The sequence below is a fragment of the Streptomyces fuscichromogenes genome (assembly GCF_014645815.1).
GTDB lineage: Bacteria > Actinomycetota > Actinomycetes > Streptomycetales > Streptomycetaceae > Streptomyces > Streptomyces fuscichromogenes.
In genome coordinates, this window is the sequence record NZ_BMML01000004.1 from 536345 (window position 1) to 548164 (window position 11820).

10 protein-coding genes are annotated in these 11820 nt (G+C 73.3%); 7 read left to right on the plus strand and 3 right to left on the minus strand.

Features of this window, described 5'->3' with window-relative positions:
- Positions 1-289: 289 nt before the first annotated feature.
- Positions 290-934, plus strand: a complete 645-nt coding sequence (locus IEZ11_RS11675) for a Tat pathway signal sequence domain protein (RefSeq protein WP_189262599.1) — start codon at positions 290-292, stop codon at positions 932-934.
- A gap of 17 nt (positions 935-951) precedes the next feature.
- On the opposite strand, the gene IEZ11_RS11680 is transcribed toward IEZ11_RS11675, so the two are convergent.
- Positions 952-1905, minus strand: coding sequence for a lytic polysaccharide monooxygenase (locus IEZ11_RS11680; RefSeq protein ID WP_189262600.1), 954 nt, complete (start codon positions 1903-1905; stop codon positions 952-954).
- Positions 1906-2371: 466 nt separating this feature from the next.
- Between IEZ11_RS11680 and IEZ11_RS11685 the strand changes: the two genes are divergently transcribed.
- Entirely contained in the window at positions 2372-3019 is a 648-nt protein-coding gene (locus tag IEZ11_RS11685; protein WP_189262601.1) for a ScbR family autoregulator-binding transcription factor, read from the plus strand.
- 54 nt (positions 3020-3073) lie between these two features.
- Positions 3074-4234: a damage-control phosphatase ARMT1 family protein gene (locus IEZ11_RS11690; RefSeq protein WP_189262602.1), complete on the plus strand. Its 1161-nt coding sequence runs from the start codon at positions 3074-3076 to the stop codon at positions 4232-4234.
- Here the strand turns inward: IEZ11_RS11690 and IEZ11_RS11695 are convergent.
- The gene (locus IEZ11_RS11695) at positions 4206-5471 is read right to left on the minus strand and encodes a cytochrome P450 (RefSeq protein ID WP_189262603.1); all 1266 of its coding nucleotides are present in this window, start codon (positions 5469-5471) and stop codon (positions 4206-4208) included. The two genes, IEZ11_RS11690 and IEZ11_RS11695, sit on opposite strands and share 29 nt — an antisense overlap.
- Before the next feature lie 177 nt (positions 5472-5648).
- Between IEZ11_RS11695 and cyc2 the strand changes: the two genes are divergently transcribed.
- Positions 5649-7811, plus strand: a complete 2163-nt coding sequence (gene cyc2 / locus IEZ11_RS11700; protein WP_189262604.1) for a germacradienol/geosmin synthase Cyc2 — start codon at positions 5649-5651, stop codon at positions 7809-7811.
- Between the two features lie 21 nt (positions 7812-7832).
- Here the strand turns inward: cyc2 and IEZ11_RS11705 are convergent, their stop codons facing one another.
- Positions 7833-8666, minus strand: coding sequence for a hypothetical protein (locus tag IEZ11_RS11705; RefSeq protein ID WP_229712960.1), 834 nt, complete (start codon positions 8664-8666; stop codon positions 7833-7835).
- A gap of 215 nt (positions 8667-8881) precedes the next feature.
- Here IEZ11_RS11705 and IEZ11_RS11710 point away from each other — a divergent pair, with 215 nt between their 5' ends.
- The 3 genes from IEZ11_RS11710 to IEZ11_RS11720 all read left to right on the plus strand — a co-directional run bounded on the left by IEZ11_RS11710 (position 8882) and on the right by IEZ11_RS11720 (position 11791).
- Positions 8882-9436: a PDZ domain-containing protein gene (locus tag IEZ11_RS11710; RefSeq protein WP_189262605.1), complete on the plus strand. Its 555-nt coding sequence runs from the start codon at positions 8882-8884 to the stop codon at positions 9434-9436.
- A 216-nt stretch (positions 9437-9652) separates the two neighbouring features.
- Positions 9653-10780 carry an aminopeptidase P family protein gene (locus IEZ11_RS11715; RefSeq protein ID WP_189262606.1) on the plus strand — a complete coding sequence of 376 codons (1128 nt, stop codon included), beginning with the start codon at positions 9653-9655 and terminating at the stop codon, positions 10778-10780.
- A 63-nt stretch (positions 10781-10843) separates the two neighbouring features.
- Positions 10844-11791, plus strand: a complete 948-nt coding sequence (locus IEZ11_RS11720; protein ID WP_189262607.1) for an aminoglycoside phosphotransferase family protein — start codon at positions 10844-10846, stop codon at positions 11789-11791.
- Positions 11792-11820: the final 29 nt, after the last annotated feature.

Genomic DNA, 11820 nt, shown 5'->3' on the forward strand with positions numbered 1-11820 from the left:
GGATCCGCCGAGCGGCATCGACCGCTTCCCGGCCTCTTCGATCACCGCTCCGCTCAGCGGCGTCGGCACGGTCGCTTCCCCCCAGGGGCCGTGCCCGAACGCCTCTCGACCGGCCCGGCCGGAGGCCTAACCCCCCCAGGCTTTCGGCCGGTGTCCGGCCCGGCTGCCGTTGCCGGCCCGTCACGTACGGAGAAGGCGTGACGAGCCGGCAACGGCCGACGCCGCATCCGCGCCCCCAACACCCCCCACCTCACCTCACGCAAGACCCCCAAAGAAAGAGGCAACCCGCATGCGTACGCGATCCCTCCTCGCCCTCGCCGGTACCGTCGCCGCCCTCTCGATCGCGGCCACCGTTCCCGCGTCGGCCGACGGCGCCGTGCTCACCACGGGCAGCGCCGGCGGCACCGCCGTCGCGGTCGGCGACACCCTCACCGCCTCGCTGGCCAGCGGTACCACCGCCACCCTCTACTCCAGCGCCACCAGCACCAGCGGCATCACCTGTGCCGCCTCGACCTTCACCGCGACGGTCACCGACAACCCGGCCGCCTCCGGCACCGCCACCGAGTCGGCCACCGCGCAGACCTTCAGCAGCTGCACCAGCAACGTGGTCGGCGTGACCGGCGTCTCCAGCATCACGGTCGACAACCTGCCGTACACCACGTCGGTCGCCTCCGGCGGCGGCGTCACCGTCACCCCGCCGAGCGGCTCGACCGTCCAGACCACGGTCAAGCTGACCACCCTGCTGGGCAGCATCACCTGTGTCTACCAGGCCTCCGGCCTGACCGGCACGAGCTCCAACACCGACAACAGCCTCGCCTTCAGCAACCAGGCGTTCGCGAAGTCGTCGGGCTCCATCCTCTGCCCCTCGGCCGGCTACTTCACCGCGAAGTACGCCCCGGTCAGCGACAACGGCGCCGCCGTCTTCGTCAACTGACCCAGTAACAAAGGCTGTCAGCGTCGACGCAGACGCAACGCCAGGGCGGCGCCGCCGGTGAGTACCAGCACCGCTGCGGCGCCGCCCGCCAGCAGTGGCGCCGACGGGCCCGAACCGGAGTCCGTGTCGGAGGCCACCGGAGTGCTGTCGGCGGCGGTGGTTCCGGTTGCCGGGGAGGCCGGGGCCGCCGTCGCCGTCCGCCGTGTCCGGCCGGCGGCGCTCGCCGAGGCACTGGAGGCCGGTGTCGCGCTCACGCCCGACGTCGGCTTCGCGCTCGCGCTCGCCCCGCCGTTCTTCCCCGCGCCCGCCCCGGTGTCCTTCTGTGCCGCCTTCTTCGCCGTGAACACCACGTCGGAACACGAGTAGTAGGTGTCCGGCGTACTGGTGGTCTGCCAGATCGTGTACAACACCTGACGCCCCGTCCGGTCGGCGGGCAGGGTCGCGCTGAAGTGGTACGCCCCGTTCGTCAGCGGCGGGTCCTTGACCTCCGCGAAGGGCTGCGCGGGCAGCTCGGACCACGTCAGCGGCTTCGCCGGGTCGTAGCCCGGCTTCGTCAGATACAGCTTGAACGTGCCGGAGTGCGCGATCGTCGCGGCGTACGTCATCGTCATCCGGGCGCCCGGGGCCAGTTCGGTCGCGGGCCAGTCCGCGCGCGCCAGGTCGAGCCCCTTGTACGCCGACAGACCACCGCCGCACAGCCTGCCGTCCGGAATCACCTGACGGTCCCGGCCGTCGACGCCCGCCACCCTGATGTCGTCCCACGCGACGAAGTTCTGCCCGCTCGCCGCGATCGCCGCCTTGCAGGCCGCCGTTGCCGCGCTGCCGCCGCTGGGGGAGCAGGCGTAGGCCCGGCTGACGGGATAGGTGGGGGCGCCGTGCGCCCGCGCGGACCCCGCGGCCCACGACAGGAGCAGCAGCGGGGCCGCGACGGCGGCTCCTGTGACTCTCAGGCGGGCGGTCGTCCGAGTCATCCGGGACGTCTCCTCGGCGCGGGTAGGCGGGTCTGCCCAGGGAGTACGGGAATCGGCGCCGTACTGTTCAGCGTGGTTGGTCACAGGGCCGGTCGAAGTGCGCGGCACCGACCGCCTCGTCCGTTTTGCCGCCCGGCGGGGCGCCGTTGAGTACCAACCGTCCGCCTCGTATCACGGCGATCGCCGATGGCCGCCGGGCCGCCCGCATCGCCTCCGGAGACCGGCGCGAACGCGAGGGAGGGGCGCGCTCCGATCTCGTCCTTCCGCGCCCCGCCACCCCTTGTTCGCGTGGTCGCACACGCGACTTGTACGTGTCCGCCGCCAGGTCCGCACAGTTGCCTCCCGCTGTCGCACGGTGAGCTATCGTGTGCACGGGGTTAAAAAACAAACCGCATGCCCCGTCGGTTTGAATGTCGTGCAGCCGTGCAGCCGTGAAGTCGTTGAGCCGTGAAGGAGCGTCGAGTCGATGGCGAGGCAGTTACGCGCGGAGCAGACCCGCGCCACGATCATCACGGCCGCCGCCGACCTCTTCGACCGGCACGGCTATGAATCCACCAGCTTGAGCGACATCGTCGACCACGCGAAGGTCACCAAGGGAGCGCTCTACTTCCACTTCGCGGCCAAGGAGGACCTGGCGCACGCCATCATGGAGCTCCAGTCCCGCACCTCCAGCCAGTTGGTGAAGGAGATGGACAGCCGCGGCTACTCCTCGCTGGAAGCCCTGATGCGCACCACGTTCGCGATCGCCCGGCTCTCCGTCGACGGCCCGATCCCGCGCGCCGGCCTGCGCCTCGCCACCGCGGACGTCACCGTACGGCCGCCGCTCAGGCACCCGTTCACCGAGTGGCTGGAGTTCGCCACGCGCAAACTCATGGGCGCCGTCAAGGAGTCCGACGTACACCCGGACATAGACGTCGGCGCGGTCGCGCACTCCCTGGTCTGCTTCTTCGTCGGCACCCGGGTCGCCGGCCGCAACCTGGAGCCGGTGGCGCGGCTGCCGCGCAGGGTCGCCGAGATGTGGCACCTGATGATCCGCGGCCTGGTCCCGGTGCACCGGCGCGCCCGCTACCTGACCCTCGCCACCCAGCTGGAGCGCGAGATCAGAACGGCGTGACCGGCGCCCTGCGGTTCGGCGGCGCCGGGCGTCCCGCGCGATAGCGTGGCGCGCATGCCCGACTCCGCCGCACCCGTGATCCTCGGCACCACCGGCCCGTTCCCGCGCAGCGTGCTGGCCGAACGGCACCCCGCGATCATCCGTCAGGTGCGGGACGCCTTCCCCTACGGCCCCGCGCAGCAGCACGCCCTGGACGCGTTGCTGCACAACTGCACCGAGGGCGTGATCGAACCCCTGCCCGGCGACGCGAGCGGCTGGCGCGACTGGGGCCTGGACGGCTACGCCGGCCGGTCCTGGTTCGACGTGCCGTGGCTGTGGTCCGAGAGCTACTTCTACCGCCGGCTCCTGGACGCCGTCGGCTACTTCGGCCCCGGCCCCTGGCAGGGCATCGACCCGTTCCGCCCGTTCAAGCTCGCCGAACTCGACGCCAAGGAGACCGACGAGGAACTGGCCGCGCTCGACGACCTCGGGTCGCACGGCGACCCGGACCGGGCCCTGCTGCACGGCTCCCTCTGGGGCAACCGCGCCGACCTCGGCTTCCGGCTCTCCGCCGCCGAGTCCGGCGAGGCCGTCGCCGCCCTGGTCGCCGACGACAGCGCCGCACTGTGGCCGCTGCTGCACGGCGGCACCCTGTGCCTCGTCGCCGACAACGCGGGCCGCGAACTCGTCCCCGACCTGCTGCTGATCGCCCGCCTCCTGGACACGGGCCGCATCGCCCGCGCGGTCCTGCACGTCAAGCCGTACCCGTACTACGTCTCCGACGCCACGACCGCCGACGTGCTCGACGCCCTGCGCAGGCTCACCACCGCTCCGGGCGCCGCCGCCGGGTACGGCCGCACCCTCTGGTCGGCGATGGCCGACGGCCGCCTCGCCGTGCGCGCCCACCCCTTCTCCTGCGCCCCGCTGCCGTACTCCGAGATGCCCGGCGACCTGCGCGCCGAGTTCGCCTCCGCCGCACTGACGATCTTCAAGGGCGATCTCAACTACCGCCGTCTGGTGGGCGATCGGCTCTGGCCGCCGACCACCCCCTTCGCCGAGGTCACCGACTGGTTCCCGGGCCCGGTGGCCGCGCTGCGGACCCTCAAGTCCGATGTGATCACCGGGCTCTCCGCGGACACCGAGGCGACCCTGGACGCGGCCGAGGCGGAGCGCTGGCGCACGGCCGGTACCCATGCCCTGATCCAGGTCAACCCACATGCATCGGCAGCGACTTGAGTCCGTTGACGAAGTTCGAGACCAGTCGCCCGGCGGGCCCGGCGGGTCTCAGGACGGGCGGCGCCTGCGCATAGAGCGTGCGCAGCTGGAGCCGGGCGAAATGGGCACCCAGACAGACGTGCGGCCCGTCCCCGAAGGACACGTGCGGGTTCGGCGCCCGGGTGAGGTCGAGCCGGTCGGGCTCGGCGAAGACCCGCTCGTCACGGTTGGCCGAGGCGTGCAGGACGACCACCTTGTCGCCCTTCCTGATGAGCCGCCCGCCCAGCTCGGTGTCCCGCGCGGCCGTGCGGCGGAAGGTCAGCACCGGCGGGTGCCAGCGCAGCAACTCGTCCACCGCACGGTCCGCCCCGGCCTTCCCGGCCCGCAACTGGCGGTACGACTCCGGGTGTCCGGCCAGCGCCAGCAGCCCGCCGGGGGCGGCCGAGCGCACGGTGTCGTTGCCCGCCACCGTCAGCAGGAAGAAGAACATCTCCAGTTCGCCGTCGGCGAGTCCGGTGTCGTGGGCCAGGGTCGTCATGACGTCGTCGGCCGGGTTCCGGCGTTTGTGCGCGGCGAGCTGCCGGGCGTACCCGAACATGTCCCGCAGCATCGCGGGCGACCGCGGGTTCACCGGGCGGCCCTCGGCGTCGCGCACCCCGGGACCGGCCTCGTCCGGGTCCTGGTAGCCGATCACCCGCCGCGTCCAGTGCAGCAGCAGCCCCCGGTCGCTCTCCGGGACACCCAGCAGGTCGGCGAGGTTGAGCAGCGCGTACTCGTCGGTGACGGCGGCGACCAGGTCCACCGTGCCGTCCCCCGACCGGGCCGCCTCCAGCGCCCGGTCGAACAGGGTCCGCGCCCGCCCCCGCGCCACTGCCTCGAACCGCTCGATCCGCCTCGGCGTGAAGGCCCGGCTCACGGTCCGCCGCAACCGCGCGTGCCGCGGCGGGTCCTGGTTGAGCATCATGCGCCGGACGAACGGCAGGTCCGCCGGGTCCGGATCCCGGATCTGGGTCGCACCGAGGCACGACGAGAACGTCCCCGGGTCCTTGAGCACCCGCACCACGTCCGCGTGCCGGGCCACCGCCCAGAACCCCGGCCCGGCCGGCCACCCCAGCACCGCCGGCTCCCGCTGCCAGGCCACCGGATGACGGTCGCGCAGCACGCGGTAGTCGTCGTACGGCACGGCGACCCCGTACCGGCGCGGATCGAAGACATCGGGAACGGGCGGGGCCGCACCGCCGCGGGCAGAGGTGGTCATGCGACCACGGTGACCCGCGCGGCGGGACAGGGCAAGACAGGCCGGCCATGGCGCGCAGGGCCGTCGAACGCCACAAGGAGCGGCCGGAGTTCCGGGATTCCACCGCGGTTCACGCGATGGTGTGATCATGTGCCGCGCGGTGGATGGCCGTTGGGACGCGCGGGTAGGGCCCCGGCCATGACGCAGCCGTTCGAACTCCCGCACTTCTACATGCCGTATCCCGCGCGGCTCAACCCGCATCTGGAGGAGGCGCGGGCCCATTCCACCGAGTGGGCCCGCGAGACGGGCATGCTGGAGGGGTCCGGGATCTGGACCCAGGCCGACCTGGAGGCACACGACTACGGCCTGCTGTGCAGCTACACCCACCCCGACTGCGACGGCCCCGCCCTCTCGCTGATCACCGACTGGTACGTGTGGGTGTTCTTCTTCGACGACCACTTCCTCGACATGTACAAGCGCACCCAGGACCGCGCCGCCGGCAAGGCCCATCTCGACCGGCTCCCGCTGTTCATGCCGCTCGACCTCTCGACGCCCGTGCCGGAGCCGGAGAACCCGGTCGAGGCGGGTCTCGCCGACCTGTGGGCGCGCACGGTGCCGTCGATGTCGGCCGGCTGGCGCCGCCGCTTCTCGGTCGCCACCGAACACCTGCTGAACGAGTCGATGTGGGAGCTGTCCAACATCAACGAGGGGCGGATCGCCAACCCCGTCGAGTACATCGAGATGCGCCGCAAGGTCGGCGGCGCCCCCTGGTCCGCGGGGCTCGTCGAGTACGCGGCGGCCGAGGTGCCCGCGCCCGTCGCCGGCTCGCGGCCCCTGCGGGTGCTGATGGAGACCTTCGCCGACGCCGTCCACCTGCGCAACGACCTGTTCTCCTACCAGCGCGAGGTGGAGGACGAGGGCGAGAACAGCAACGGCGTGCTGGTCCTGGAGACCTTCTTCGACTGCACCACCCAGGAGGCCGCCGACGCGGTCAACGACATCCTCACCTCGCGTCTCCACCAGTTCGAGCACACCGCCCTCACCGAAGTCCCCGCGCTCGCCGTCGAGAAGGGCCTCACCCCCGACCAGGCCGCCGCGATCGCCGCCTACACCAAGGGCCTCCAGGACTGGCAGTCCGGCGGCCACGAATGGCACCTGCGCTCCAGCCGCTACATGAACCAGGGCGCCGTCCCGTCCTCCCCCTGGCAGCACCTCACCGGCCCCGGCACCTCGGCCGCCGACGTCGGCGCCCTGCTCGCCACAGCCGCGGCGGAACGCCTGCGCGGCTACTCCCATGTGCCCTTCCAGCAGGTCGGCCCCTCCCTCCTGCCCGACTTCCACATGCCGTACGAGGTCGAGGTCAATCCGGGTCTCGCCGCCGCCCGGCCCCGGCTGACCGCCTGGATGCACGGCACCGGCATGCTCTGCGAGGGCGTCTGGGACGAGGACCGGCTCGCGGCCGCCGACCTCGCGCTCTGTGCCGCCGGACTGGACCCCGACGCCACCCCCGAGGAACTCGACCTCAGCGCCCGGTGGCTGGCCTGGGGCACCTACGCCGACGACTACTACCCCCTGTGCTTCGGCATCCGGCGCGACCTGGCCGGCGCCCGGCTCGCCACGGCCCGGCTGTCGGCCTGCATGCCCCTCGCCGGCGAACCCGTGCCGGTGCCGGCCACCGGCATGGAGCGCGGCCTGACCGACCTGTGGGCCCGCACGACCGCCGGGATGAGTCCCGAGGACCGGCTGGCCCTCCGGGAGTCCGTCGACAGGATGACCGAGAGCTGGCTCTGGGAGATGTCCAACCAGCTCCAGCACCGCATCCCGGACCCGATCGACTACCTGGAGATGCGCCGGGCCACCTTCGGCTCCGACCTCACCCTGAGCCTGGCCCGCCACGGCCACGGCCCCGCGATCCCCCCGGAGGTGTACCGCAGCGGCCCGGTGCGCTCCCTGGAGAACGCCGCCATCGACTACGGCATGCTCGTCAACGACGTCTTCTCCTACCAGAAGGAGATCCAGTACGAGGGCGAGCTGCACAACGCCGTCCTCGTCGTACAGAACTTCTTCGGCGTCGACTACCCGACCGCACTCCATGTCGTACACGACCTGACGACCCAGCGGATGCAGCAGTTCGAACATGTCGTCGCCAACGAACTCCCGGTCGTGTACGACGACTTCGAGCTGTCGGCCGAGGCGCGCGAGGCCACCGACGCCTATGTCCGCGACCTGCGGAACTGGATGGCCGGCATCCTGAACTGGCATCGGCACGTCGACCGCTACCAGGCGGACCACCTCGCCCGCCGGGCCCACGGCTTCCTCCCGGACCGCCCGCCGCTCGCCCCGGGGCTGCCGGTCGGCTGACGGCGCCGCCGGCCCCGGTCCCTACCGGAGGTCGGTGTGCAGACGCCGGGCGCGCTCGGCCTGCGGCCGGTCGTCCAGCCGCTCGAACTCCTCGGCCAGCCGGAGCAGCGGAGACAGGTCGAGGTCCTTCCTGCTGCCGGGCCGCAGCAGCAGGCTCTGGTCCAGGTATATGTCGTCCAGCCGCCGGATCAGCGCCACCCGGGCGAGCTCGGTCATCCCCTGCTCGGCCGCCAGCCGGGTCCAGGTGAACAGCGGCTCGGCGGCCGGGTCGCCCGGGACCTCGTGCCGGACCGATTCCCACAGGGGCGGCCGGGGGTGCGGGTCCAGCAGGTCGTAGGCGCAGCCCTCCTCCGCGTTCAGCAGGAGGAAGTCCGGCTCCGTGCGCAGCAGGGCCCGGTGCAGCATGCCGAGCAGTTCGACGGGGGAGCGGTCGGGCAGGCCCAGGGCGGCGCGGAGTTCGGCGCGCTCGGCGTCGATGCCGTGGTACTCCCGGATCTCCCCCTCGATCTCGGCCACGCGCGCGAGGATCTTCTCCTCGCCGTCCGCCGGAGACAGGAACACGTGGTCACGCCAGCCGGGCAGGCCGATCACGACCTCCAGCGCCTCGTCCACGGACGAGCCTATGATCCCGGCCGAGCCCTCCGAGTCCGCGTACAGCAACGAGCCGTCCGCGCACCCGAAGTACGTGCCGCCGGTGTCGCAGCCCGCCACCGCCTCCAGGGAGCCGCCGGAGGCGAGGCGCACCGGCTCGGCGTGGCCGTCGGCGGCCCGTGCCAGGTCGAAGTTGAAAGGGAACGCCGCCAGTTCGGCCAGGTGGCGGTGGTTCCGGAGCAGCCGCAGGCAGTCATCGGTCATGTCACAGAACGTAACAGCCACCACTGACAACGCCCTCCGGCCCCGGACGGGGAGCCGGCCGGCCGCGGCGGCGGACCTGGTGGTACGTCCGCGCGGCGGTGCCCGCGACACGGGTGCGGGCTGGGGCTTCCCGTGGTCGCCCCAGGGTCAGTCTCACTCGTTCGTGTCTCGTCGCGCCCGGGTGCGCCGGGTAGGGCTCGGGGTGGAGGCGAACCATGGAACAGACCGCACTGCGTCCCAAACCGATCCCCGGCCAGGAACGCGGGGACGACCCCCCGGCCGACCCGGCCCGACGCCCGCACGCCGCGCGCCGCCGCGGCCGCCGGATCAGGACCCTGCTGCTCGGATCCCTCGTCGGCGCGGTTCTGGTGCTGTCCGGGGTCGGGCTCGGCACGGTGGGGGCCACGGTGATCGGCATGAGCAGACTGGCCGAACTGCGACGGCAGAGCCCGCCCACGGCACCGAGCCCCGCACCCCCGGCCGCCCCCGCCCCCGCCCCGACGGCAGCCGCCACCCTGGGCGTGGAGGCCGTGGACGCGGAGAAGGTGGGCGCACTGGTGGTGGGCGTCCATGTGCCGGGGCCCGGCTACACGGCGGGGCTGGTGCGCGGCGACGTCCTGCTCCAGCTGGGCGCCGACCGGATCGACAGCGCCGCCGACCTGGTCCGGGTGATCGCCCGCGCCCACCCGGGAAAGGCGGCCCGGCTCACGGTGCGGCACGCGAGTGGGGGCTACCAGCAGCTGACCGTGGTGCCGGGCGTCGTCATCTGAGAACACCCGCACGGACGTGCCCCGAAGGGGCGCGGGGCTGTGTACAAGTGCGGCTCCGCCGCGTGGGCGCGACCAGCCACGCCCCACCCGCACCGGCCGTACGAACGCATCCCGCGACGGCGGCTCTGCGCAAACCGGCTCGCGCGGCCACGCCGCACCCGGCAGGATGCATGCCGAGGCCCCGACAGCCGCCTCGACCGCGCAAGGAGGCCCTGGATGACCGGCACCACCGCCGCCCCCTTCACCGCCGGCGACTACAAGTCCCGCATGACGCGCGCGGCGCACTCCGCGGCGGACGCCGGCCTCGCCGGGCTCCTCGTCGCCCCCGGCCCCGACATGGTGTGGCTCACCGGCTACACCCCCACCGCGGTCACCGAACGGCTCACCCTCCTCGTCCTGGCCCCCGGCAGGGACCCCGTGCTGGTCGTCCCCACCCTCGAAGCCGCCGACGCCGAGAAGGCCGACGGCGCGGCCGTGCTGTCCCTGCGGGACTGGACCGACGGCACGGACCCCTACGCCGTGACCGCCGGCCTGCTCGCCCGCGACGGCCGGTTCGGTGTCAGCGACAACGCCTGGGCCATCCACCTGCTGGGCCTCCAGAAGGCACTCCCCGACACGTCCTACGCCTCCCTCACCGACGCGCTGCCCATGCTCCGCGCCGTGAAGGACGCGGCCGAGCTCGAACTCCTCGCCGCCGCCGGAGCGGCCGCCGACGCGACGTTCGAGGAGATCCGCAAGGTTCCCTTCGCCGGCCGCCGCGAGTCCGACGTCGGCCACGACCTCGCCGACCTGCTGCGCCGCTTCGGCCACGACCAGGTCGACTTCACCATCGTCGGCTCGGGACCCAACGGCGCCAACCCGCACCACGAGGTCGGCGACCGGGTCCTCCAGGACGGCGACATGGTCGTCCTCGACTTCGGCGGCCTCAAGGACGGCTACGGCTCCGACACCACCCGCACCGTGCACGTCGGCCCGCCGACCGCCGAGGAGCGCGAGGTGCACGACATCGTGCGCGCCGCCCAGGAGGCCGGTTTCCGGGCCGTACGCCCCGGCGTGGCCTGCCAGGAGGTCGACCGGGCCGCCCGCGCGGTCATCGCCGGCGCCGGGTACGGCGAGTTCTTCATCCACCGCACCGGGCACGGCATCGGGGTCACCACGCACGAGCCGCCGTACATGATCGAGGGCGAGGAGCAGCCGCTCGTGCCCGGGATGTGTTTCTCCGTGGAGCCCGGCATCTACCTGCCCGGCCGCTTCGGGGTACGGATCGAGGACATCGTCACGGTGACCGCGGACGGCGGCCGTCGTTTCAACAACACCACCCGCGAGATGGTCGTCGTGGGCTGACCGACCCGGCCCCGGAACCACCCGCTCGCCCCTACCCCACCCCGAACGGCAACGGCGCGATCCATGACCCAGGCACCGACACCCACCGCGGACACCGTCCGCCGACTGGTCCGTTCGCTGCTCAAGGAGGGCGCGGCCGCAACCCCGGGCCCCGAGGTACGGCCCGTCACGGCGGGCGGTGAGCACTCCACCTGGTGGGTCGGCACCCGCCATGTGCTGCGCCTCGCCCCCGACCGGGACGCCGCCGTCCGCCAGCGCCGCGAGCTGCGCCTGCGCGACCTGGTCCGGCCGCACCTGCCCGTCGCCGTCCCGGCGAGCGTCGCGCACGGCGAGTGGGCGCCGGGGCTGACGTACACGCTGGACACCGTGATCGCCGGGGGCACGGCCGAGGAGCACGACGTCTCCGCGGTCGGCGAGGCGGACCTGGCCGGGCTGCTCACCGGGCTGCGCGAGGTGCCGGTACGGCAGGCCGAGACGCTCGGCGTGCCGCGCACCCCGCCGCGGTCCCTGGAGGCACTGCGCCGGATGGCCGTGCACGCCGCCGAACGCCTCACCGCCGCCGACGAGTTCGACCCCGCCCGGCTGCTCCAGCTGACCCCGCCGGGCGCCGCCCAGCTGGCCGCGCAGCCCGGTACCGCCGTGCTGGCCCACCACGACCTCAAGGGCGAGCACCTGGTGGTCAGCGCCGACGGCAGGGTGCGCGGGGTCCTCGACTGGACCGGCACGGCGGTGGGCGACCCCGCCGAGGACATCGCCGGGCTCGCCCTCGCGGTCGGCTCCGGCGCGGCCGTCCGCGCCGCCACCCTCGCCGGCTACGGCGCCCGCCCCTGCCTGCGCGGCCTGTGGCTGGCCCGCTGCGACACCGTGATCCGCCTTGCCGACCGCCTCGAAGGCCGCGACGACCGCCCGCTGCCCCTGCTGCGCACCCAGCTCCGGCGCGCCTGGGAGACGATCCTGCTGGAGCGGGTGACCGAACTTCGCGACGACACCGGGGACGACGGCGAGCCGTAGCGGGAGGGGGCGTCACGGGGCGGCGGCAC